Origin of the sequence: Megasphaera sp. (assembly GCF_047831605.1) — a bacterium.
In the GTDB taxonomy this organism is placed as follows: domain Bacteria; phylum Bacillota; class Negativicutes; order Veillonellales; family Megasphaeraceae; genus Megasphaera; species Megasphaera intestinihominis.
This window is the reverse complement of sequence record NZ_CP181255.1, coordinates 941,980-965,505: the sequence shown is the minus strand read 5'-3', so window position 1 is coordinate 965,505 and position 23,526 is coordinate 941,980. Positions and strand designations below refer to the sequence as shown.

Here is a 23,526-nt window from a genome sequence, read left to right as displayed (position 1 = left end):
GGGGGAGTTAGAGTGGAATGGATAGATGCACCCAGTGAAGGGTTGACCTTACGCGACATTCGCCGCATTACTAAACGGGACCAGGCAGAAAGTGAAGACATCCGCAAGGCTGTCGAAGCTATCCTGGCCGACATCGAACAGCGCGGTGACGCCGCTGTCCGGGAATATACGAAACGCTTCGATGGCGTCGACCTCGACAGTTTCCTCGTTTCGCCGGAAGAAATCGACGATGCCGTCGACATCGTCGGTCCCGATTTCATGGCCATTCTGGAAGAAGCGGCCGCCAACATCCGGGCCTATCATGAACGCCAGGTCGAACAGACCTGGATCGACACCTTCCGTCCCGGCGTCCGCCTGGGGGCCAAGTTCACGCCTATCCAGCGCGTCGGTGTCTACGTCCCCGGCGGCACGGCGGCCTATCCGTCGACGGTCCTTATGGACACCATCCCGGCCCACGTCGCCGGCGTCCCGTCCATCGCCGTCTTTACGCCGCCTGCCAAAGACGGGTCGGTCAATCCCTACATCCTGGCTGCGGCCCATGTCGCCGGCGCTACGGAAATCTATAAAGTCGGCGGTGCCCAGGGCATTGCCGCTGCCGCTTACGGTACGGAAAGCATCCCGCCGGTCTTCAAGATCGTCGGCCCGGGCAACGCTTACGTCGCCATGGCCAAGCGCCTGGTCTTCGGCACTGTCGGCATCGACATGATCGCCGGCCCCAGTGAAGTCGGCGTCCTGGCCGACCACGACGCCAATCCGGTCTGGGTCGCTGCTGACCTCCTGGCCCAGGCCGAACACGACCGCCGGGCCGCCGTCTTCCTGGTCACGCCCAGCGCCGCCTTTGCCCGCGAAGTCGAAGCTGAAGTCCGGCGTCAGCTGGAAGAACTGCCGCGCAAGGACATCGCTGCCGAATCCATTGAAAAACACGCCAAGTTCTTCATCGTCAAGGATAAGGACCAGGCCGTAGATATTATGAACCTCATCGCGCCGGAACACCTGGAAATCGCCTTCAGCGACGCCGAAACGTGGGCCAAGAAAATCGTCAATGCCGGTGCTATCTTCATGGGGCCCTATACGACGGAACCCCTGGGCGACTACTTCGCCGGCCCCAACCATACCCTGCCGACTATGGGGACGGCGGCTTTCTCGTCGCCCCTCGGCGTCTATGATTTCGTCAAGCGCAGCAGCCTCCTGGAATACGATAAGGACGCTTTCACAGCTGTCGCCGACAAGGTCATGCGCTTCGCCAATGTAGAAGGATTGCAGGCTCACGGCCTGGCTGTAAGGAGGAGAATCGATGAATAATAACTGGCTTCGCAATACCATCCGCTCTTTTGAACCCTATGTCGTCCCGGAAATCCGGGAGCATACGGTCATCAATGCCAATGAAAGTCCGTACAACCTCTTTGATTTCCCCAAGGTCAAAGCCGATTTCCTGGAACGCATGGCCAAGACGCCGTCGTACCACTATCCGGACCCCTTTGCCGAAGAACTGCGGGCAGCCCTGGCGAAATACGTCGGCTGCCAGCCTCAGGAAGTCCTCGTCGGCAATGGCGGCGATGAAATCATCAGCCTCATCATGAATACCTTCCTCAATCCCGGCGATACGCTCCTGACCCATACGCCGACCTTCGACATCTACGGCATCGACGCCGAAGTCCTCGGTGCCAAGGTCGTCACCGTGTCCGATCTCGACGGCTACCGCCGCAATCGCGACGGCCTCCTGGCCAAAGTGGAAGAACTCCAGCCGAAAGTGACGGTCCTCTGCAACCCGAACAACCCGACAGGGGAACTGCTGCCCCTGGATTACGTCGAAAGCCTGGTCCAGGCTGCCGACAATATCGTCGTCGTCGATGAAGCGTACTTGGAATTTGCCGGCGCGCCGAGCATCATTACCAAACTTGCCCAGTACGACAACCTCATCGTCATCCGCACCTTGTCCAAGGCCTTCGGCCTGGCCGGCTGCCGCGTCGGCTATGGTGTGGCTCAGAAGGAAGTCATCGACGCCCTGGGATTGACCAAGCTCGTCTATAACATGAACATCCTCTCGCAGAACGCTGCCCTGGCCGCCATGGACTATGCCGATGACATCCTGGCCCACAACATCCCGCCGACCCTGGCAGCGCGCCAGCATTTCATGGACGCCTTAAAGGACGTGCCGAATCTTACGGTCTATCCCAGTGCGACCAACTTCGTCCTGGTCCGCGTCCCCGACGGCCCGGCCATGGTCAAGGCCCTGCACGACGCCGACATCTGCGTCCGCTCCTATAAGGCGGCAGACCTCAAGAACTGCCTGCGCATCACCATCACCACGGACGACGTCGTCCGCCGCGTCGTCGCCGTCATGACCGAGGAGGCGAAGAAATATGCGTAGTGCCCAGGTCGAACGGGAAACGGCAGAGACGCAGATCGCCGTCTCCCTCAACATCGACGGCTCCGGTACCTTCGGTGGCACGACGGGCATCGGTTTCTTCGACCACATGATGAACCTCCTGGCCTGCCACAGCGGCATGGACATTACTCTCCACGTCCACGGCGACCTCGACGTCGACACGCATCACACCATCGAAGACCTGGCCATCGTCTTTGGCGACGCCTTGACCCGGGCCCTGGGCGACAAGAAGGGCATCAACCGCTACGGCATGTTCTACTGCCCCATGGACGAAGCCCTGACGCGGGTCGTCATCGACCTCAGCGGCCGGCCCTACCTGGTCTACGACGTGAAACTCGCCGTCGAACGCATCGGGACCTTTGAAACGGAAATGCTCAAAGAATTCCTCTATGCCCTGGCCGTCCACGGCCGCATGAACCTGCACGTCACCAATCTCTATGGCGAAAATGCCCACCACATCGTCGAATCGGTGTTCAAAGGGCTGGGCCATGCCTTGAAGGAAGCCGTCCGCATCGAAGGCGACGAAACGAGTGTCTTGTCGACAAAAGGGGTGTTATGATGAAGATTGCGATTATCGATTATGAAGTTGGCAACCTGGCCAACGTATACAATGCCTGGAAACGCCTGGGCATCGAAGCGGCCATTACCCGCGACCCGGCTGTCATCCGCGACGCTGATTTGGTCGAACTGCCCGGCGTCGGTGCCATCCGCGATGCCATGGGGAACTTACAGAAATTCGACCTCATCCCGCTCCTGCAGGAACAGGTCCAGAGCGGCAAGTTCTTCATGGGCGTCTGCCTGGGCATGCAGGCCCTCTTTGAAAAGAGCTACGAAGGCGGCACCTACGACTGCCTGGGTTTCCTGCCCGGCGACATCGTGCCCTTCCACACGAAACTGAAAGTGCCCCACATGGGCTGGAATGAGTTGGAATTCCGCCAGGAACACTGGCTCCAGAAAGGACTGCCGGCTCATCCTTACGTCTATTTCGTCCATTCCTACCATAAATCGCCAGTGGATACGCCCGACGTCATCGCTACGGCCGATTACGGCCAGCCCGTCCCGGCTATCTGCGGCAAAGACAATGTCCTGGGCTTCCAGTTCCATCCGGAAAAGAGCGGCCGCGTCGGCGAACAGCTCCTCCGGAACGTCGTCGATTACGTCATGAAGAAAGGGTGAGACTATGATCGTATTTCCCGCTATCGATATCCAGAACGGCCATGCTGTCCGCCTGCGCCAGGGCGTCAAGGACGACAGTACGACCTATTTTGAGAACCCCGTCGACGCTGCCGTCAAATGGTGCGACGAAGGGGCCATGTTCCTCCACGTCGTCGACCTGGACGGCGCCTTTTCGGGCAAACTGACCAATGCCTCGATCATCGGCGACATCTGTGAAGCCGTCGATATCCCCGTCGAAGTCGGCGGCGGCATCCGCAGCGAAGAAGCTATCGAAACGTATCTGGAAGCCGGCGTCAACCGCGTCATCATCGGGTCCAAAGCCGTCGAAGACCCGGAATTCATTACGGCTATGGCCAAGAAATACGGCTCGTCCCTGGCCGTATCCATCGACGCCAAGGGCGATGTCGTCGCTACCCGCGGCTGGGTCGACGGCAGTGACAAGAAGGTCCTGCCCTTTGCCCAGTCCATGCTCGACATCGGCATCAATACCCTGGTCTATACGGACATCAGCCGCGACGGCATGCTGACAGGGCCGAACTTTGAAATGCTCAGCCAGCTCCAGCAGCTGCCCTTCATCCGCCTCATCGCGTCCGGTGGCATGAGCAGCATCGCTGATCTGAAGAAATTACAGGCCATGGGCGTCTACGGTGCCATCACCGGCAAGGCGCTCTACGAGGGGAAAATCACGATGGCCGAAATCCGCGCATTAGGGGGAATGTAAGATGTTGGCAAAACGTATTGTACCGTGCCTGGACGTCCGCGATGGCCGCGTCGTCAAAGGCAAGCAGTTTAAACATATCCAGGACGTCGACGATCCCGTCAAATTGGGGAAATTCTATTCCGACCAGCTCGCCGATGAACTCGTCTTCTACGACATCACGGCGACCCATGAAAAGCGCCATATCTTCATCGACGTCGTCCGCGCCGTAGCCGAAGCCATTACCATTCCCTTTACCATCGGCGGCGGCATCAGCAGCATCGACGACTTCCACCAGGTCCTGCGGGCCGGTGCCGATAAGGTATCGGTCAATTCGGCTGCCGTCCGCCGTCCCGAACTGATACGCGAAGCGGCCCAGCGCTTCGGCAGCCAGTGCGTCGTCCTGTCCATCGATGCCAAGCGCGATAACCACGGCAGCTGGCAGGTCTACGTCGAAGGGGGCCGCAAGAATACGGGCATCGACGCCATCGCCTGGGCCAAACAGGGCGTCGCCCTCGGTGCCGGCGAAATCTGCATGAATTCCATGGACGCGGACGGCGAAAAGGCCGGCTTCGACCTGGAACTGAACCGCCGCCTGGCGACGGAACTGCCTGTGCCCATCATCGCTTCCGGCGGTGCCGGCACGATGCAGGATTTCAAGGATGTCTTCGACGTCGGCGTCGATGCCGCCCTGGCCGCTTCGGTCTTCCACTTCGGCCAGATCGACATCCCCGATTTGAAGACCTATTTACAGGGACAGGGAATTCCCATGAGAGGGGCAGAAAAATAAATGGAAAGTGTATCGATGAAAGACATTAAATTTGATGAAAAGGGCCTCGTGCCGGCCGTCGTCCAGGAAGGATGCAGCGGCAAGGTCCTCATGGTGGCCTATATGAACGCCGAAGCCCTGAAGCGCACCGTCGAAAGTGGCGATGCCTGGTATTACAGCCGCAGCCGCCAGGAATTGTGGCATAAAGGCGAAACGTCGGGACATTTCCAGCACATCCGCTCCATCGCCGTCGACTGCGATGCCGACACGATCCTCCTGACCGTCGACCAGGTCGGCGCCGCCTGCCATACAGGCCACAAATCGTGTTTCTTCCGGTCCATGACGGAATGGGAAAAGACCTATACGGGCAACTTGTCCATGCTGTCGGACCTGCGCGAAGAAATCAAGGAAAAACGCATCCATCCGACAGAAAAATCCTACACGGCTTACCTCCTGCAGACGGGCATCGACAAGATCTGCAAGAAAATCGGCGAAGAATCGTCGGAAGTCATCATCGCCGCCAAGAACGCCGACCCCGTCGTCAAGGATACGTCGGAAGCCGCCGACAACCTGCGCCTGGAAGTCTGCAAGGAATCGGCCGACCTCTTGTATCACCTGTCCGTCCTCTGGGAGGACACGGGCGTCACCGTCAACGATGTCATGAAGGTCCTGGAAGAACGGTCCCATGTCAAGGGCAATAAGAAGACTGTCGGCCATTTGGACAAGACATTTTAAGCAAGAGGAGGAAGGCGCGATGAAGAAGGTGATTTTTGACGTCGATGGCGTCTTGCTCAGTGAAAAACGCTATTTCGACGTATCGGCCCTGGTAGTCTGGGAATGGTATTACAGCCCGCGCTACATGCACCTCAAACCGGAACGGATCACGGCCGACCTTGACGATGATACCATCGCCGCCCTGCGGGCCCGCTTCTGGAGGAACGACGATATCTTATTGTGGCTCAAGAAACACGGCGTCAACAGCAACTGGGACATGGTCCACGCCCACATCGTCGTCACCTTGTGGCTCATGCTGGAAAAGTATGTCGCCGACCACGGCGGTCTGGAAGGGAGCCTGAAGAAAATCGACGATATCCAGTACCTGGGCTCTCTCCTGCGGGGCTATCCCGTACCGACGGCCGACGACGTCTATCGCCGCCTGAGCAATGTCATCCCCGAACGGGCCGGCAAGGACGAAGTCTTTACCTATCTGGCCAATGCCGTCCAGTCGTCCCTGGGACCGGGCTCCAAGCAGTGGACGCCCCTCGATTCGCCCTTGTGGCAGCTGGAATTCGAGGCCTTCCAGGACTGGTATTTCGGCGACGAACTCTATGAACAGACGTATGGGAAAAAGCCTTATGCACCGGGGAAACCGGGCTTTTTGACGCGGGAAGAACCACTGGGGACTGTTGACGGCATCCGCAACATGTTCCGGGAATTGAAGAAACGGGGCTATCAGATTGCCATCGCCACGGGCCGGTCGAAAATGGAAATGGAGATTCCCTTCCGGACCTATGGCTGGCTCGACGAATTCGACGAACACTACGTTGCGACCTACAGCGACGTCGAAGAAGCCGAAGCCATGCTGCACATGTCCCTGGACAAGCCCAACCCCTTCGCCTATTACCTCGGGGCTTTCGGCAAGAATAAGAAGCATTACCTCGACTACGTCAGCCATCCCGACGACTTCAAGAAGGGAACCTACTACGTCGTTGGCGACTCCCTGGCCGACGTCTGGTGCGCCCGGGCCATGGGAGCCACCATGATCGGGACCCTGACCGGCATCGACGGGCCGGCGGCCAAGCCCATGTTCCAGAAGGAGCACGTCCGCTACATCGTCGATTCAGTCGAAGAGATTTTAGATATTTTACCGTAGGAATTATCATGAAGATTACAGCTATTGAAATCGGGAAGATCGCCATTCCCTTGAAGACGCCGTTCATCACGGCCCTGCGCCGCGTCGACGTCGCCGAAGACCTGGTCGTCAAGGTCCATACCGACGACGGCCACACGGGCTACGGCAACGCACCGGCGACGGTCGTCATCACCGGTGACAGTCACCAATCGGTCGCCGCTGCCATTAAATATACCATCGGGCCGAAACTCATCGGCCGGGATATCGACGACCGCGAAGATATCCTCGACACGATCCATCAATCTATGGTCCACAACACGTCGGCCAAGGCCGCCCTGGACATGGCCGTCCACGACCTCTTCGGCCAGCGTTACGGCCTGCCCTTGTACCGCTTCTTCGGCGGCCGCAAGACGCGCATCGCCTCGGACCTCACCATCAGCGTCAACGCGCCGGACACGATGGCTTCCGACGCCGTCCAGGCCGTTTCTCGCGGCTACAGCCACTTGAAACTGAAAGTCGGCATCGACCCGGCCATGGACTTCCAGCGCGTCGCCGCCATCCGCAAGGCCGTCGGGCCGGACGTCACTATCCGCCTCGACGCCAACCAGGGCTGGAAGCCGAAAGAAGCCATCCGCCTCATCGGCCGCATGGAAGACGCCGGCCTCGCTATCGAACTGGTCGAACAGCCCGTGGCAGCCGCTGACTTCGACGGCCTGAAACAGGTCACGGACCACGTCGCGACGGACATCATGGCCGACGAATCGGCCTTCAGCCCGCGCGACGTCTTCCGCCTCCTGGCCATGCGGGCCTGTGACCTCATCAACATCAAACTCATGAAGGCCGGCGGCCTGGCCCCGGCTGCCCAGATCGCCGCCATGGCCGACGCCGCCGGCGTCGCCTGCATGATGGGCTGTATGCTGGAAAGCAAAGTCGGCATCACCGCCGCCGCGGCCCTGTCTGCCGGCAAGGCCGTCATCACCAAGAACGACCTCGACGCCGCCGACCTCATGGCCGCCGACCCCGTCCGGGGCGGCATCACCTATGACAAAGACCACCTCGTCGTCCCCGACGCACCGGGCCTGGGCATTACGGCCATTGATGGCTGGCTGCCATTAAAAGATTGACACCGGCGCCGACATTTTTTATAATTAAATAAGTCTGAAAAAGTTAGTCATGGAACCCTTCGGCTTGTACAGCAGGTCTGAAGGGTTCTTGTACGATGAATCGTTTTTTACATAGGAGGTATAATGCGTTTACGAAGAAAACCGTGGATTGACGAGGCTATCAAGGATTATAGTGATTTTCTCCATCTGGAAAGCTGCGAAAGCTATAAGGGAAAATGGCGTTCCCTCTTTAAGAATCCCGATGCGCCGCTGTGGGTCGAATTGGGGACGGGGAAGGGGAATTTCATTTCCCAGATGGCCCAGATCCACAAGGATGTCAATTTCATCGGCATCGAGATCCAGGTCGGCGTCCTCTATTATGCCGGCAAGAAGTGCGCCGCTGCCGAAGTGGACAATGTCCAGCTTCTGCGCTTTGACGTAGCACGCCTGGAAGATATTTTTGCCCCAGGGGAAGTGGACCGCTTCTTCATCAACTTCTGCGATCCCTGGCCCAAGAAGCGCCATGCCAAACGGCGCCTGACGTACCGCGGTTTCCTCGACCGCTACGCACGGCTCCTGCGGGAAAATGGCCAGATTTACTTCAAGTCCGATAATGCCGGTCTCTTCGATTTCACCCTCGACGAGTTCCGCGAATGTGGCTGGCCCTTGTCGGAAGTGACTTATGATCTGCATAACAGCCCGATTTTGAATGAAGCCATGACGGAATATGAAGCGAAGTTCAGCGCCAAGGGACAGCCCATTTTCCATTGTGTCGCTACGCGTCCCAAGGAAGTGATTGCTCATGTTAAAACCCAGACTGACCGTCCGGACCCGGCGCCGGAGGACTAACGTCCTCTGGCTGGTGGGTATCTTTTCGTGCCTTGTCGTCATCGGCATGGAAAATATCCTCAGCTCGACCTTTGTCCTCGATGGCGGCAGTACGGTCTATGGTTATCTCTTGAAACAATTGGGCTTCCTGGTGATGGGCCTGCTGGCGTCTGCCGGCGTCTGGCACCTGGGCTATCCGTGGCTGCGCCGCTGGTGCGGTACGCTGGTCCTGATCAGCGCCGTGCTGCTCTTTGCCGTCAAGGCCATCGGCATCACCGTCAACGGTGCTCAGCGCTGGCTGGGCTATGGGGCCGTGTCTTTCCAGCCGTCGGAATTTGCTAAGCTGGCAGCCATCATTTGCACGGCTGCGGCGCTGACTTTCTTTTGGGAATGTCACGGTGACCAGCAGACTGTCGTCGAACGATTCACTAAAAAATGGCGCATCGAGCACTTGGCGCCGTCGTTATTGGCAAAGAAGAAGCTCTTCAAGAGCTATGGTCTGCTCTGCCTCTTGCCGGCTCTCTTCCTCTCTGCTATTATCTTGATTCAGCCTGATGCCGGCACGGCTATCGTGCTCTTTGTGCCGTCGGCGTTCATGCTCTTTTGCAGCGGCATCCCACTCTATGACCGGCACTGGTCGTATAAGAAAATCGGCCTGTGGACCCTTGCGGCAATCGTTATCGGCGTCCTGGCTTTTTATTTCTTTGGTCATGATTACCAGAAAGACCGCATCCGGGCCTGGATATACCCTGAGGACTACAAGAAGACCATCGGCTATCAGATAACCCAGAGCCTCATCGCCATCGGTTCCGGCGGCGTCTGGGGCCAGGGCATGGGGACGGGCATCAGCAAGTTCAGTTACCTGCCCGAAGCCCATACGGACTTCGCTTATGCTATCCTTTGCCAGGAATGGGGCTTTTTGGGCGGTGTCCTGGTCTTATTCCTGTTTTTCGCCCTGATTTATTTTGGCGTCCAGGCGGCAGGCTCCTGTCAGGACCGGTTTGGCATGTTCCTGGCCATGGGAATTACCTTTTCTCTCGGCGGCCAGGGCCTGGTCAACATGGCTATGGTTACGGACCTGTTTCCCGTCGTCGGTGTCCCGCTGCCCTTCATCAGTTACGGCGGGTCATCCCTTATTTTGAACCTGATTTCTGCGTCGCTCCTGCTGCGCGTCAGCTATGATAATTACATGGCCGCGGCCAAGGCGCAGGACTTGAGTGCCCAGCAGGCCCGGCAGGCTTTGCGTCCGCCCTTTATGGGGCATTGAATTTAGGAGGATTTTGATTTTATGGAACAACGAAGAATTATACATGTGGAAGAACGGCTGCCTATCTTGCCGACGATTCCCCTGAGTTTACAGCATCTCTTTGCCATGTTCGGCTCGACGGTCCTGGTCCCGTTCCTGCTCCACGTCGACCCGGCGACGGCCCTGTTCATGAACGGCGTCGGTACGCTCATTTATCTGACCATTTGTAAATGGCGCCTGCCGGCCTACCTCGGTTCGAGTTTCGCCTTCATTTCGCCGGTCCTGGCTGTCTGCGCGACACCGGGCATGTCCTATGGCGACGCCCAGGGGGGCTTCATCGTCTTCGGCCTGTCCTTCATGATCCTGGCGGCCATTGTCGACAAGGTCGGCACCAAGTGGATCGACGTCCTCTTCCCGCCGGCTGCCATGGGCTCCATCGTAGCCATCATCGGCCTGGAACTGGCGCCGCTGGCCATGAATATGTCCGGTTATATGGGCGAAGTCCAGGGCATGTCCAATGAAACGGCCATGATCATTTCGACGTTCACCCTGGTCGTCACCATCCTGGCCACCGTCCTCGGCCGGGGCTTCATCGGCATCATCCCCATCCTCATCGGCGTCATTGCCGGCTATATCCTGTCGTTCTTCATGGGCGTCGTCGATTGGACCCATGTCCAGGAAATGCCCTGGTTCGCTTTTCCGACCTTCTATAAGCCGGAATTCAATCTCAGCGCTATCATGATGATCATGCCGGCCCTGTTCGTCGTCCTGGCCGAACACCTGGGCCATCTCTTCGTCACCAGCGATATCGTCGGCCGCGACCTCATCAAGGACCCGGGCCTGCACCGGTCGCTCTTTGCCGACGGCTTGTCCAACGTCCTGTCCGGCCTGGTCGGTTCGACGCCGAATACGACGTATGGTGAAAACATGGGCGTCATGGCCATTACCGGCGTATACAGTACGTGGGTCATCGGCGGCGCTGCTGTCTTTGCCATCCTCTTTTCCTTCGTCGGCAAGATCGCAGCCCTCATCCACGCCATCCCGACGCCGGTCATGGGCGGTGTCTGCATTCTCCTGTTCGGCTTCATCGCCGCTTCGGGCCTGCGCATGCTCGTCGAAAAGAAAGTCGATTATACGCGCTCGAAGAACCTCATCCTCACGGCAGTCACCATGATTTCCGGCCTCAGCGGGGCGACTATCGTCCTCGGTCCGGTCCAGCTCAAGGGCATGGGTCTGGCTACGGTCGTCGCCATGGTCATGAGCCTCATCTTCCTTTTCTTTGAAAAGATTCATTGGGCCAACGAATAGCAGGCCATCTGAAAGGAGTTCCGTCTATGACTATTCCACAACCGAAAACCCGCGACGATTTGATCGCGCTGCTCTCGATTACCGATCCTGATGAACTCCAGGCGCTTTATGATGCGGCTTATGCCGTCAAGGCCGCCGGTGTGGGACGCGTCGTCTATTACCGGGGCCTCGTCGAATTTTCCAATTACTGTATCAAAGACTGCAAATACTGCGGCATTCGCAAGAGCAATGACGAAGTAGAACGCTTCGATACGCCGCGCGAAGACATCCTGGCCATGGCCCGCTGGGCCTGGGAGAACCGCTACGGCTCCCTGACCCTCCAGTCCGGCGAACGGCAGGATGAAGAGTTCATCGACTACGTCGAAGGCCTAGTCCGCGACATCAAGGCCTTGAGCCACGGCGAACTGGGCCTGACCCTCTGCGTCGGTGAACAGACGGAAGAAACGTACCGCCGCTGGTTCGACGCCGGCGCCCACCGCTATCTCCTGCGCATCGAAACGAGCAACCCCGACCTCTACGCGACGCTCCATCCCCAGGACGGCCATCACCGCTGGCAGGTCCGCAAGGACTGCCTGGACAGCCTGCGCCGCATCGGCTACCAGGTCGGGACAGGGGACATGATCGGCCTGCCCGGCCAGACCCTGGGCGATTTGGCCGATGACATCCTCTTTTACCGGGACATGGACATCGACATGATCGGCATGGGTCCCTACGTCGTCCATCACAATACACCGGTCGGCAAAGACGTCATGGCTGCCGGTATGGACAGTGCCGAAGAAAAGAAACGGCGCCTGGAACTGGGCCTCAAGATGATTGCCGTCACGCGCCTCTTCCTGCCCGACGTCAACATCGCCGCTACGACGGCCCTCCAGGCCCTCCATCCCCTGGGACGGGAACTGGGCCTCAAAGCCGGGGCCAACGTCCTCATGCCCATCGTCACGGTCCCCAAATATCGCCCACAGTACCTCTTATACGACAACAAACCCTGTGTCGACGAAGTACCGGACCAGTGCAAGAACTGCCTCAGCGCCCGCGTAGCCTCCGTAGGCGACACCATCGGCCTGGGACAATGGGGCGATTCGCCACACTTTTTCCATAAGAAATAGTAGAGGGCGCCCAGAGTGCGCCCTGCCGGACATTTGAACGGTTCTCTAAAAAACTAATTGGATAATCGCACATATCCTGAATCGGGCTTGCCACGTGCAAGCCCCTACAGATTGTAAATCATAAAAAGGCCCCGATTGGGGGCCTTTGCTAATTCCTAGCCACTAAGCTGCTAACCACTCAAAAAGCCCTGTCACCTACGCGACAGGGCTTTTTGGAAATTGGCGGAAAGGGTGGGATTCGAACCCACGGTGCGTTGCCGCATCACTAGTTTTCAAGACTAGCTCCTTAAACCACTCGGACACCTTTCCATAACGAAACTATTATAGCAGAGTTTTCACAACTCCGTCAAGGACGGCACAGGGACTTGCTAATTGACTTTTATATGGTATATAATTAAGTGTATCTTTATGTCTAAATCTTTTGTTTATAGAAAAGGGGCAGTGATAATGTATCACATAAGTGTTTTGACAGGACGTCAGGATGAAGATGATTTTGGAGAGAGACTGCGCGATGTAGCGCGCGTTGAATATTGTCCTCCCGGAGATGAAGAAGAATTGGCCGACAGGCTCGAAGATGCAGATGTCATCATCTGTAAGTCCGAACCGATTACGGCATCCCTTCTGGAAGAATTGGACGATCTGAAATTGATCGTCGTCTTATCGACGCGGTCGGATAATGTCGACTTGGCGGCTGCCCAGGAAAAGGGCGTCATGGTCATCAACAATACGTCGTACTGTGTCGACGATATTGCCGACCATACGTGTGCCATGATCCTGGCCCTCATCCGCCAGCTGCCGGAGTACCAGAGCGATATCCGCACCAACAGCCGTTGGGAATACGGGTCCGTTCCCTGGCCTATCCACCGTGTCAGCAGCAATCTCATCGGCCTCGTCGGGTTTGGCCATGTCGGTCGTGCCGTCGCCGCCCGTCTCCAGGCTTTTGGATGCAAGATCCAGGCTTATGATCCGTTTGTCAGCGAAAAGGTCATGATGGAACGCAGCGTCCGTCCCGTCGACTTCGACAAACTTCTCCAGACCAGCGACGTCGTATCACTTCACATGCCGCTCAACGAAACGACACGCTACATATTCCAGGACGAACAGTTCGAGGAAATGAAGGAAGGCTCCATGTTCGTCAACTGCTGCCGCGGCGGCCTGGCGGACGAAGCGGCTCTTTATCATGCTGTCGACGACGGCCATATCCGCAGTGCCGCCCTCGACGTATTGTCCATGGAACATCCGAGCCCGATGCTGCTCAAGATGATCGCCCGGCCGGAATTCCTGCTCACGCCCAGCGTCTGCTTCCATTCCGTCGAAGCCGACAAGGCCGTCCGCGATGATGCCGAACGGTACATCCGCCTGTTCCTGGCTGGCCATTACGATGAGCTGCCCGTTGTGACCTTGCGGGACAACGAAGAATCTTAACGAGAGGGGCTGTACAATTTGCGTATATGGAAACTGGCCTGCCTGGCCATCCTGTGCTGCTTCCTGCTGGTCGGCTGCACGCCGACGCAGAGCGGCGATACGGCCAAGGCCGACAAGGCACCGCAGGCGCAGGTGGAAATGGCCGTGCCCAAGCAGGGTATCCCGGTCCTGATGTATCACATGATAGGCGATGTCCCCGATAACGATGCGGTCCTCTTGGAATCGCACTTCCGGGAACAGATGAAGTTCCTGAAGGATAATGACTTCCATCCCATTACCCTGGACCAGCTCTATGACTATATGGTGCATAACAAGCCCGTACCAGTCCGGCCGGTCGTCCTCACTTTTGACGACGGCTATCCCGATACGTACAGCATCGTCATGCCTGTTTTGAAGGAATACGGCTTTGCCGGGACGGTCTTCGTGCCGACGTATGACACGGACCAGGGAACGCGCCTGAACTGGCAGCAGGTCAAGGAAATGCAGGCTGCCGGCCTGACCATTGCCTCCCACAGTTATCACCATGAACGGGCGACGGAAATGACAGGGCGCACCTTTGCGGATGAAATCAAGAAGAGCCAGGCTGAACTCAAGGAACAGCTGGACATTACCAACGAATATTTCTGCTATCCCTATGGCGGCTATACGAAAAGCGCCGGCGACGCGTTGAAGGCAGCCGGTATCAAACTGGCCTTTACCATGGATCCGGGCTGGGCCAAATACGGGGACAACCCCTATGCGGTCAAGCGCATCTGGATCGGCAATGCCGTCGATATAGAAAACTTCAAGCAGCGCGTCACGACACCGCAGTATGAAGAACGCTAACTTTATTATTTTCGAGGTTACTTATGAGGAAACACGTAAAAGAAATCGGTAAGTTTTTTGTCTTTGTCGCCATTTTCTTTGCCTTGACATCGCCGTTTGTCGTCCTCTTCGGCCCCTTCGACAACCTGAAGCGCACCGTCATCGGGGCTATCCTGAAGAGCCGTCATCCCCAGTACATCACCTGGCTTTTTTCGCAGGAAGAAATCGACGAAATCCTGGGCGGCATCAGCTCGACGCCGAAGCAGGAACTGTTCAAGTTCAAAGCCCGGACGGACTCGACACTTACCCTGAAGAATATTGATTCCAGCCGTTTCAAGGGATTCCTCCTGGAAATCCCGGACCCGCACCGCGTACAGGTCGCGACGGCTGAAAATATGGATGAAAAAGGCGACACGACCAGCGGTATTGCCGAACGCGTCGGCGCCGTAGCGGCCATCAATGCCGGCGGCTTCTATGATGCCAACGGGACCGGTACGGGCCGCCAGCCTTACGGTTTCATCCTCCACGATGGCAAATATCTCCTCGGCCAGGATGCGTCCGATGAGGAAGAAAATGAATTCGTCGGCTTCACCAAGGACGGCAACCTCATCGTCGGCAACTACTCCAAGGCCGAACTGAAAGAAAAGGACGTCGTCGAAGGCATTTCCTTCGGGCCGGCCCTCATCGTCAACGGTGAAAAGATGATCACCCACGGCGACGGCGGCTGGGGCGTCGGTCCCCGCACGGCCATCGGCCAGCGCAAAGACGGCACGGTCCTCTTCCTGGTCATCGACGGCCGCCAGCCTGGCTATTCCGTCGGGGCGACACTGCGCGACATCCAGAACATCATGTATGAAGAAGGCGCCGTCATTGCGGCCAACCTGGATGGCGGGTCTAGCTCGACGCTGTATTATAATGGCAAAGTCATCAACAAACCGGCGGACCTCTTAGGTGAACGCATGATTCCGACGGCGTTCGTCGTCAAGTAGGAGGCAGGCTATGAAATTACGAAAGTTCATTGCAGTCTTTCTGGCCGGCATCGCCGTCCAGGCTGCTATTTATCTCTACCTGGACCAGGTCTTGTTCGCGCCGACGTCGGATTTCCAGATCGGCGGCACGAACCAGCAGGAAGCCATGGGCGAAGGGACAGAACCGAACGGCCGCAGCTTCTATTCCTATGACAAGCGCTTCATGGCGACCATCGTCGACGACAGGGTCACCATTTACGAAGCCGGCAAGAAGAACGATCCCCAGCGCATCAATCTCCACGGCCGCAAGGTCTCCTTCTTTGAATGGCTGCCCGACCGCAACCTGGCTATCTTCGCCACCTATGGCCGCGACAGGAAGACCGGCAAGTACGGCGTCTACATCGCCCAGTACAACCCGATTTATCCGGACCGCGAACTCGATACGCCTATCGAAGATGCCCCGGTCGACAGTAAGATCACCGATGTCGCCTATTCGACGGCGACCAATGTCGTCTACATGAAGCTCCAGGTCGGCGACAATAAATACCGCATCTACCGGACCGACGCCAACTACGACACGCGCCGCATCCACGTCCAGGCAGAAAACATCGGCCGCATCGCCGTATTCTACGATTCGGATACGTTCTTCTACGACAACCTGCGGACCGGCGTCGTCTACATGTTCGACGGGGCGACCAGCAGCTGGCGTGAAATCTCGCCGAGCGGCAATTTCCGTCTCATCGGTATCGATGGACAGGAAATCTACATCGCCGAAATGAACCACGACGACAAGGTCGTAGCCGCCTACCGCGGCCGCCTGCGGGTCGGCTTCAAGAAGATAGCGACGTACAAGACGCCGGAAGACTTCAATAAGATTACCCTTAACAGTATGCACGAAGCATCGGAAAAATCCGATAAAATGGAAAAGAAGTAGGTGATTGTCATGGCAAAACATAAGATTCCCAAGAATCGCTCTATCGAAGACATGTTCCAGGGCGTCGAAGAAGAATCGACCTTTGAAACGACGGGCTGGGAAGACGACGAAGTGAGCGTCCGCCGGCCGCAGGCCAAAAAGACGGCTAAGAAGCAGACCGCCTCGGACTTCCGCCGCCAGTTCTTCACGGACGACCTCCAGGAAAAAGTCGGCTCTATCCTCCTCGATATCAAGATGGCTTACTTCAAGGACGGCGTCGGCGACATCTCCCTGGAAGTCGTCAAGGACGGCCGCAACGTCGTCATCAAGACGGCACCGAAGACGAGCAAAAAACTGAGAAAATGAAACAGGCAGACCTGGAAAAGCATTTCCGCTGTGGTCCCGTCGAGGCGGCCTATGAGAACTCGAAATGGTTTTCCGGCTTCATGAAGGTCCTCTTCCTCATGGTGGCCATCTACTTCTTCTGGCTCATGACGGGGGAAGCGCACCTGGTTGAACACCTCGACAACTGGGCCGTCCTGGCCTTTTGCCTGTGGCGCATCCATCGCCAGGACGACGTCATGTGCTACGTCACCCGGAAGGGCCTCATCGTCCGCCGCCAGTTCCGGTCGCTCCATGAATTCTACGACGACCAGTTCCATGAGGAGCGGAGCCTCATCTTCCTCCCGTATAAGGACATCTTCGTCATCAGCGACAACTGGCAGGAAATCCAGCTGGGCGAAGCCGAAGAAGGCGGCCTGGCCGTCCTGCCCGTGCACCTGCAGTTCCTGTCCAAGCGCAACAAACAGCGCATCATCGACCGCATCAAGCAGGCCCATGAAACGGACGATGACGAAAGCGCCCATTGACAGGACCTGTCCTATGTGCGATATGCATGAATCGGCATGGAGACATGCCGATTTTTTATACCCAAAAGCCTTTATCTTTTTAACGAAATAAAGTAAAATAGGGCATGTACACAACGGTACGCCTAGATGATCTCAAGGGGAGAGCGATAATCATGGAATGGAAAAAATACGCAGCTGCCGGTATGGCGGCAATTCTGACAGCAACTTTCGTCGCCGGCTGCGGCGGGGACAAACAGGCCGACAAGGGGACGGCTGCCAAGAGGGATAAGATTGTCATCGGCCTCGATGACAACTTCCCGCCTTTTGGGTTCCATGATGAAAGCGGCGAGCTCGTCGGCTTTGACATCGACATGGCCAAGGAAGCCTCCAAGCGCCTGGGCATGGAAGTCGAATTCAAGCCCATCGATTGGGACAGCAAGGAAACGGAACTGAAGAGCAAAAAAATCGATGCCATCTGGAACGGCCTGTCCATCACGCCGGAACGGGAACAGAACATCCTCTTCTCCCGGCCCTATGAAAACGGCCCGCAGATCCTGTTGGTCAAGAACGACTCGCCCATCCAGGGCAAGGCCGACCTGGCCGGCAAAATCGTCGGCACCCAGCAGGGCAGCACCGGCCTGGAAGCCATCGAAGCCGAACCGGAACTGCGCGATTCCTTTAAGGAACTGAAACAGTATTCGGACAACGTCACGTCCTTCATGGACCTGGAAGTCGGCCGCATCGATGCCGTCGTCGTCGCCCAGACGACAGCGGCGTACTTCATCAAGAAGAACAACGCGCCGTTCCGCATCATCGACGTCGGCTATCCCGACATCCCCAGCGGTGTCGGCATGCGCAAGGACGATACGGCACTGAAGGCCCAGCTCGACAAGGTCCTGGAAGACATGCACAACGACGGCACGTCGAAGAAGATTTCTGAAAAATGGTTTGGCATCGACGTCACGATGTAAGGAGGAATTCACATGAATTGGAAAAAAGCACTGGCTGCGGGTACACTGGCCGTAGCAGCCGTTACCATGGTCGCCGGCTGCGGCGGTAATGCAAATAAACAGGCAGAACAGAAACTGCCCGATAAGATCGTCATCGGCCTGGATGACAACTTCCCGCCCATGGGCTTCCGCGATGACAGCGGTCAGCTCGTCGGCTTCGACATCGACCTGGCACAGGAAGCGTCCAAGCGCCTGGGCATCCCCGTCGAATTCAAGCCCATCGACTGGGACAGCAAGGAAGCAGCCCTCAAGAGCAAACAGGTCGACATGCTCTGGAACGGCCTGACCATCACCGATGAACGGTCCCAGCAGATCGCCTTCTCCAAGCCCTATATGAACAACGCCCAGCTCCTTGTCGTCCGCGCCGATTCGCCCATCAATGACCGGGCCGGCCTGGCAGGGAAGGTCATCGGCACCCAGGAAGGGAGCAGCTCCATCGACGCCCTGGAAAAGAACGCCGAATTCAAGGATTCCCTGGCAGAAGTCAAGAAATACGGCGACTTCGTCAACGCCTTCATGGACCTGGAAATCGGCCGTACTGACGGCATCCTCGTCGACAGCGTCGTCGGCCGTTACTACATGGCCAAGAAACCGGGCAAGTTCAAAGTCATCGACGACAAGATGGGCGACGAAAAATTCGGCGTCGGCATGCGCAAGGAAGATACGCTCTTGCAGGATAAACTCAACGACGTCTTGAAACAAATGAGTGAAGATGGTACAATGACTAAGTTGTCCCAGAAGTGGTTTAACGAAGATATTACCATTAAAGTACAGTAAGCGAAGCGGGATGTAACGACGATTCGTAGGGGCCGCCCAAAAGGGCGGCCCGCCTTGCGTATATACGTATCCTATGCTGTATATGTGTCAATCCGCCCACCGTAGGGGCTCGCACGTGGCGAGCCCGTCACAGGATTTGGGGGATGTCCCACTTCTATATATGTGTCAATTCCAAAAAAGGAGCCAACATGGATTATTTATTTCACATCGTGCCTGCCGTTGCCGTAGGCCTGCAGATTACCCTGAAAATTTTCATCATCACCATCGTCCTGAGCCTGCCCTTGGGCATCCTCATGGCTATCGGCCGTATTTCCAAGATCGCCATCCTGCGTAAGGCCATGTACGCCTATATCTACGTCATGCGCGGCACGCCGCTCATGCTGCAGATCCTCTTCATCTACTACGGCCTGCCCTTCATCATCGACGGCCTGAAACTGCCGGCCTTCCCGGCGGCCATCATCGCCTTCGTCCTCAACTATGCCGCCTACTTTGCCGAAATCTTCCGCGGCGGCATCCAGTCCATCGACCGCGGCCAGTATGAAGGTGCGAAAGTCCTGGGCATGACTTACGTCCAGACCATGCGCCGCATCATCCTGCCCCAGGTCATCAAGCGCGTCCTGCCGCCGGTCTCGAACGAAACGATCAACCTCCTCAAGGATACGTCCCTGGTCTACATCCTGGCCATGAACGACATCCTGCGCATTACGCGCTCCATCGTACAGCGCGACTTCGACACGACGGCCTTCCTGGTCGCTGCCGTCTTCTACCTGTTCTTTACCTTTATCCTGACCAAGGTCTTTGGTTATCTGGAAAAACGCTATGCCGTTTACGATGAATAAGGAGGATTATCATGAGTTTTATTGAAATGGACCATATCCGCAAGAGCTTCGGCAGTCTCGAAGTCTTGAAAGACGTCACCCTCCACGTTGAAACGGGGGAAGTCATTTCCATTATCGGCCCGTCTGGCAGCGGCAAGAGTACCTTCCTGCGCTGTCTCTGTCAGCTGGAAACGATCAACAGCGGCTCCATCGTCGTCGACGGCCAGACCATGGTCAGCACGCCCGAAGGGAGCAGCCGTGCCGTCTACGCCCCGGCAGCCGACGTCCGGACCATCTGCCGCCGCATGGGCATGTGCTTCCAGCACTTCAACCTCTTCCCGCACATGACCGTTTTGGATAACATCCTGGAAGCGCCGCGCATCGTCAAGAAGATGAAGACCGAAGAAATCATGCCCAAAGCCGAAGAACTCCTGAAAAAAGTCGGCCTCTGGGATAAACGCGATGCCTATCCGTCGCGCCTCTCCGGCGGCCAACAGCAGCGTGTGGCCATCGCCCGCGCCCTGGCCATGGACCCGGACATCATGCTCTTCGACGAACCGACGAGCGCCCTGGACCCGGAACTGACCGGCGAAGTCCTGCGGACCATCAAACAGCTCGCCGACGAACACATGACCATGATCATCGTCACCCACGAAATGGCCTTCGCCAAAGAAGTCGCCGACCGGGTCATCTTCATGGCCGACGGCATCATCCAGGAACAAGGCAAACCGGAAGACGTCTTCGAACACCCGCAGAACGAACGGACCCAGAACTTCCTCAAATCAATGCTGCATTTTTAGGGCCTGCGGCCCGTGGGTCGTTTGCCTGATTCCTCGCCAAACGAATCACGGACCACGAACCACGAGACCGCCTGCGTCTAGCCCGCAGGCGGTCTTTTATGTTATAATGACCTTATACGTGAATCAGACATTATTCTATCGAAAGGTAGGGAACTTACATGACTCAATTAAAATTACGTTCTGGTTTTACTTTTGACGTAACCAACCTTTATGGTCCCAAGGCCGTCACTGAAGAAGAAGTCAAGGCTTTTGAACCCGTTTACACCAAGGCTCACGAAGCCGTTATGAATATGCGCAAGACCGGCATCATGCCGGGCCATCTCTCGAAAGACGGAGAACCGGAAGAAGTCCTCTTCCCGCAGCTGCCGTACATCGAAGAAGGCAACATCAACAGTCCGGAACGCATCTTTGCCCTGGAAGAACTGGCACGGACGACGCGCAACCGCGTAGACACCGTCGTATTCCTCGGCATCGGCGGTTCCTATCTCGGCGGCAAGGTCCTCTTCGACGTCCAGTGCGGCGAATTCTGGAACCTCAAGAGCACGGAAGAACGCAAGGGCTTCCCGAAAGCCTTCTTTGCCGGCAACAACGTCGACTCCCATAAGATGACGGGCCTCATCAATTTCCTCAAGGCCGACAGCCACACCAAACCGAACTACACGGTCATGGCCGTCGTCATTTCCAAATCGGGCTCGACCATTGAACCCATGTCCAACTACATGGTCCTCAAACAGGCCATGAACGATGCCGGCATCGCCCTGGAAACGGTAGCCGTTACGGACCCCCACGACGGCGGCGAAAAAGAAACATTGCTCCACGGCCTGGCCAAGAAATCGGGCTGGCCCATCTTCTACGTTCCCGATGGCGTCGGCGGCCGTTTCAGCGTCTTCTCCGAAGTCGGCCTCATCGTCGGTGCCCTCACGGGCTTCGATATCCGCCAGTTCCTCGACGGCGCCCGCGACATGGACCACGCCTGCCAGAATCCGGATATCTGGCAGAACCCGGCCCTGCTCAACAGCGTCCTCAAATTCCTGGCCGGCAAGAACCACGGCCGCGACCTGGAAGTCCTCATGCCCTATGCGGACAACTTGAAATCCCTGTCCGAATGGTATATCCAGCTCCTGGCTGAATCCCTGGGCAAACGACTGGACAAACAGGGGAACGTCGTCAATTACGGCCGCACGCCGATTGTCGCCGTCGGTACGACGGATATGCACGCCCAGACTCAGGAACACCAGGAAGGCCCGCAGGACAAAGTCGTCCAGTTCGTCTCCATCGAAAACTGGCCCGACGACGTCACCGTTCCCCATCTCTATGACGAATACCCGAAACTCGCTGCCTTCAGCGGCCTGCCTTTGAGCCAGATCCTGGAAGCAGCCCGCAGCTCCAACGCCGAAGCCCTCGCCGGTGACGGCCGTCCCAGCGCCAACTACATCCTGCCGGCCCTGACCCCGTATCACCTGGGCGAATTGATGTTCATGCTCTGCCTGTCCATCGCTTACGAAGGAGAATACGCCAACGTCGACGCCTTCAACCAGCCCGGCGTCGAAGTCTACAAGAAATTCCTCGGCGGCCGTCTGAAAAAATTGCAGGAAAAATAATTTATAATCCGCATCGTAGGGGCTCCCGCGTGGGGAGCCCGCTCAATAAATAACGAAAGGCAGACTCTCAATGAATATTCTCGTTACCGGCGGCGCCGGCTACATCGGCAGCCATACGGTCAAAGCCTTATTGGCTCAGGGCCACAACGTCGTCGTCATTGATAATCTTTCGCGCGGCCATCGGGCAGCCGTCCCGGAAGAAATCCCTTTTTACGTCGTCGACATCCATGACATCGACCGGGTACGGCACATCATGGAAGACATGAACATCGACGCCGTCATGCACTTCGCCGCCCATAGCCAGGTCGGCGAATCCATGGAAAACCCGACAATTTATTACGACAACAACGTCGTCGGCTCGTACTGCCTCCTGGAAGCTGTACGCCGGGCCGGCGTCAAATACTTCGTCTTCTCGTCGACGGCCGCCGTTTACGGCGAACCGGAACAGACGCCGATCACCGAAGACATGCCCTACCATCCGACCAATGTCTACGGCCAGACCAAGCTCATGATCGAAACCATGCTGGCCCAGTTCAGCCGGGCCTATGGCCTGCGCTACGTGGCCCTGCGCTACTTCAATGCCGCCGGGGCCGATGGAAGCGGCACCATTGGTGAAGACCACACACCGGAAACACACCTCATCCCCTTGATCCTGCAGACGGCCCTGGGCCAGCGGGACAGCATCAAGATTTTCGGCACCGACTATCCCACACCCGACGGCACCTGCATCCGTGACTACATCCACGTCACAGACCTCGCAGACGCCCACGTAAGGGTCCTCAAGTACCTCGCCGAAGGGGGAGAATCGCAATACTTCAACTTAGGCTCTCAGAATGGCTTCAGCGTCCGTGAAATGATCGAAGCCGCCAAGAAAGTCACGGGCAAAGACTTCAAAGTCGAAGAAGCACCGCGCCGCGCCGGTGACCCGGCCATCCTCATCGCCGGATCCGAAAAGATCCGCCGCGTCACAGGCTGGCAGCCGACACACAGTAAGGTAGAACAAATCATTGCCGATGCCTGGAACTGGCATCAGCATCATCCGCAGGGCTATGGAGATAAGAAATAAGGTCTTGTCCGCTCTGCAAAAG

The 23,526-nt window shown here is 57.2% G+C and carries 25 protein-coding genes and 1 tRNA gene; 25 read left to right on the top strand and 1 reads right to left on the bottom strand.

Annotated elements, in window-relative coordinates; all coding sequences use genetic code 11:
• The first annotated feature begins 12 nt into the window (after positions 1–12).
• The 13 genes from hisD to hydE all read left to right on the top strand — a co-directional run bounded on the left by hisD (position 13) and on the right by hydE (position 12,474).
• The gene (hisD, locus tag ACFWUB_RS04655) at positions 13–1,302 is read left to right on the top strand and encodes a histidinol dehydrogenase (RefSeq protein WP_020309948.1); all 1,290 of its coding nucleotides are present in this window, start codon (positions 13–15) and stop codon (positions 1,300–1,302) included.
• Positions 1,295–2,371: a histidinol-phosphate transaminase gene (gene hisC / locus ACFWUB_RS04650; protein ID WP_302754563.1), complete on the top strand. Its 1,077-nt coding sequence runs from the start codon at positions 1,295–1,297 to the stop codon at positions 2,369–2,371. The genes hisD and hisC overlap by 8 nt, the downstream gene beginning before the upstream one ends.
• A complete protein-coding gene (gene hisB / locus ACFWUB_RS04645) occupies positions 2,364–2,948 on the top strand; it encodes an imidazoleglycerol-phosphate dehydratase HisB (RefSeq protein WP_020309950.1) in 585 nt (194 codons plus the stop codon). Before hisC ends, hisB begins: the two co-directional genes overlap by 8 nt.
• On the top strand, positions 2,945–3,565 hold the full coding sequence (gene hisH / locus ACFWUB_RS04640; protein ID WP_239639561.1) for an imidazole glycerol phosphate synthase subunit HisH: 621 nt from the start codon (positions 2,945–2,947) through the stop codon (positions 3,563–3,565). Before hisB ends, hisH begins: the two co-directional genes overlap by 4 nt.
• Before the next feature lie 4 nt (positions 3,566–3,569).
• Complete coding sequence (gene hisA / locus ACFWUB_RS04635; protein ID WP_020309952.1) at positions 3,570–4,286, top strand: 1-(5-phosphoribosyl)-5-[(5-phosphoribosylamino)methylideneamino]imidazole-4-carboxamide isomerase; 717 nt, start codon at positions 3,570–3,572, stop codon at positions 4,284–4,286.
• A gap of 1 nt (position 4,287) precedes the next feature.
• The gene (hisF, locus tag ACFWUB_RS04630) at positions 4,288–5,052 is read left to right on the top strand and encodes an imidazole glycerol phosphate synthase subunit HisF (RefSeq protein WP_020309953.1); all 765 of its coding nucleotides are present in this window, start codon (positions 4,288–4,290) and stop codon (positions 5,050–5,052) included.
• Positions 5,053–5,766, top strand: a complete 714-nt coding sequence (gene hisIE / locus ACFWUB_RS04625; protein WP_020309954.1) for a bifunctional phosphoribosyl-AMP cyclohydrolase/phosphoribosyl-ATP diphosphatase HisIE — start codon at positions 5,053–5,055, stop codon at positions 5,764–5,766.
• A gap of 19 nt (positions 5,767–5,785) precedes the next feature.
• The gene (locus ACFWUB_RS04620; protein ID WP_416184295.1) at positions 5,786–6,904 is read left to right on the top strand and encodes an HAD family hydrolase; all 1,119 of its coding nucleotides are present in this window, start codon (positions 5,786–5,788) and stop codon (positions 6,902–6,904) included.
• A gap of 8 nt (positions 6,905–6,912) precedes the next feature.
• Entirely contained in the window at positions 6,913–8,007 is a 1,095-nt protein-coding gene (locus ACFWUB_RS04615) for a mandelate racemase/muconate lactonizing enzyme family protein (protein WP_020309957.1), read from the top strand.
• Between the two features lie 123 nt (positions 8,008–8,130).
• A complete protein-coding gene (gene trmB / locus ACFWUB_RS04610) occupies positions 8,131–8,835 on the top strand; it encodes a tRNA (guanosine(46)-N7)-methyltransferase TrmB (protein WP_292260760.1) in 705 nt (234 codons plus the stop codon).
• Positions 8,789–10,081, top strand: coding sequence for an FtsW/RodA/SpoVE family cell cycle protein (locus ACFWUB_RS04605; RefSeq protein WP_020724114.1), 1,293 nt, complete (start codon positions 8,789–8,791; stop codon positions 10,079–10,081). Before trmB ends, ACFWUB_RS04605 begins: the two co-directional genes overlap by 47 nt.
• A 21-nt stretch (positions 10,082–10,102) precedes the next feature.
• Complete coding sequence (uraA, locus tag ACFWUB_RS04600) at positions 10,103–11,368, top strand: uracil permease (protein WP_292108061.1); 1,266 nt, start codon at positions 10,103–10,105, stop codon at positions 11,366–11,368.
• 26 nt (positions 11,369–11,394) lie between these two features.
• Positions 11,395–12,474 (top strand): [FeFe] hydrogenase H-cluster radical SAM maturase HydE, encoded by a 1,080-nt coding sequence (gene hydE, locus ACFWUB_RS04595; RefSeq protein WP_020309961.1) that lies wholly within the window; start codon positions 11,395–11,397, stop codon positions 12,472–12,474.
• A 220-nt stretch (positions 12,475–12,694) separates the two neighbouring features.
• On the opposite strand, the gene ACFWUB_RS04590 is transcribed toward hydE, so the two are convergent.
• Positions 12,695–12,783 (bottom strand) — tRNA-Ser (locus ACFWUB_RS04590).
• A gap of 138 nt (positions 12,784–12,921) precedes the next feature.
• Between ACFWUB_RS04590 and ACFWUB_RS04585 the strand changes: the two genes are divergently transcribed.
• The 12 genes from ACFWUB_RS04585 to galE all read left to right on the top strand — a co-directional run bounded on the left by ACFWUB_RS04585 (position 12,922) and on the right by galE (position 23,504).
• Complete coding sequence (locus ACFWUB_RS04585; protein WP_416184294.1) at positions 12,922–13,899, top strand: C-terminal binding protein; 978 nt, start codon at positions 12,922–12,924, stop codon at positions 13,897–13,899.
• An 18-nt stretch (positions 13,900–13,917) separates the two neighbouring features.
• On the top strand, positions 13,918–14,724 hold the full coding sequence (locus tag ACFWUB_RS04580; protein ID WP_020309963.1) for a polysaccharide deacetylase family protein: 807 nt from the start codon (positions 13,918–13,920) through the stop codon (positions 14,722–14,724).
• A 23-nt stretch (positions 14,725–14,747) separates the two neighbouring features.
• Complete coding sequence (locus ACFWUB_RS04575; RefSeq protein WP_020309964.1) at positions 14,748–15,692, top strand: phosphodiester glycosidase family protein; 945 nt, start codon at positions 14,748–14,750, stop codon at positions 15,690–15,692.
• Between the two features lie 10 nt (positions 15,693–15,702).
• The gene (locus tag ACFWUB_RS04570; protein ID WP_020309965.1) at positions 15,703–16,605 is read left to right on the top strand and encodes a hypothetical protein; all 903 of its coding nucleotides are present in this window, start codon (positions 15,703–15,705) and stop codon (positions 16,603–16,605) included.
• A gap of 9 nt (positions 16,606–16,614) precedes the next feature.
• On the top strand, positions 16,615–16,950 hold the full coding sequence (locus ACFWUB_RS04565) for a hypothetical protein (RefSeq protein WP_192813534.1): 336 nt from the start codon (positions 16,615–16,617) through the stop codon (positions 16,948–16,950).
• A complete protein-coding gene (locus ACFWUB_RS04560) occupies positions 16,947–17,453 on the top strand; it encodes a hypothetical protein (RefSeq protein WP_020309967.1) in 507 nt (168 codons plus the stop codon). The genes ACFWUB_RS04565 and ACFWUB_RS04560 overlap by 4 nt, the downstream gene beginning before the upstream one ends.
• 152 nt (positions 17,454–17,605) lie before the next feature.
• Positions 17,606–18,403 (top strand): amino acid ABC transporter substrate-binding protein, encoded by a 798-nt coding sequence (locus ACFWUB_RS04555; protein ID WP_020309968.1) that lies wholly within the window; start codon positions 17,606–17,608, stop codon positions 18,401–18,403.
• Positions 18,404–18,415: 12 nt separating this feature from the next.
• On the top strand, positions 18,416–19,219 hold the full coding sequence (locus ACFWUB_RS04550) for an amino acid ABC transporter substrate-binding protein (protein WP_020309969.1): 804 nt from the start codon (positions 18,416–18,418) through the stop codon (positions 19,217–19,219).
• A gap of 188 nt (positions 19,220–19,407) precedes the next feature.
• Positions 19,408–20,058 (top strand): amino acid ABC transporter permease, encoded by a 651-nt coding sequence (locus ACFWUB_RS04545; protein ID WP_289123120.1) that lies wholly within the window; start codon positions 19,408–19,410, stop codon positions 20,056–20,058.
• A gap of 11 nt (positions 20,059–20,069) precedes the next feature.
• Entirely contained in the window at positions 20,070–20,837 is a 768-nt protein-coding gene (locus tag ACFWUB_RS04540) for an amino acid ABC transporter ATP-binding protein (RefSeq protein ID WP_020309972.1), read from the top strand.
• Between the two features lie 158 nt (positions 20,838–20,995).
• Positions 20,996–22,438: a glucose-6-phosphate isomerase gene (locus ACFWUB_RS04535; RefSeq protein ID WP_416184293.1), complete on the top strand. Its 1,443-nt coding sequence runs from the start codon at positions 20,996–20,998 to the stop codon at positions 22,436–22,438.
• Between the two features lie 70 nt (positions 22,439–22,508).
• Positions 22,509–23,504 carry a UDP-glucose 4-epimerase GalE gene (gene galE / locus ACFWUB_RS04530; protein WP_292261895.1) on the top strand — a complete coding sequence of 332 codons (996 nt, stop codon included), beginning with the start codon at positions 22,509–22,511 and terminating at the stop codon, positions 23,502–23,504.
• Positions 23,505–23,526 lie beyond the last annotated feature (22 nt).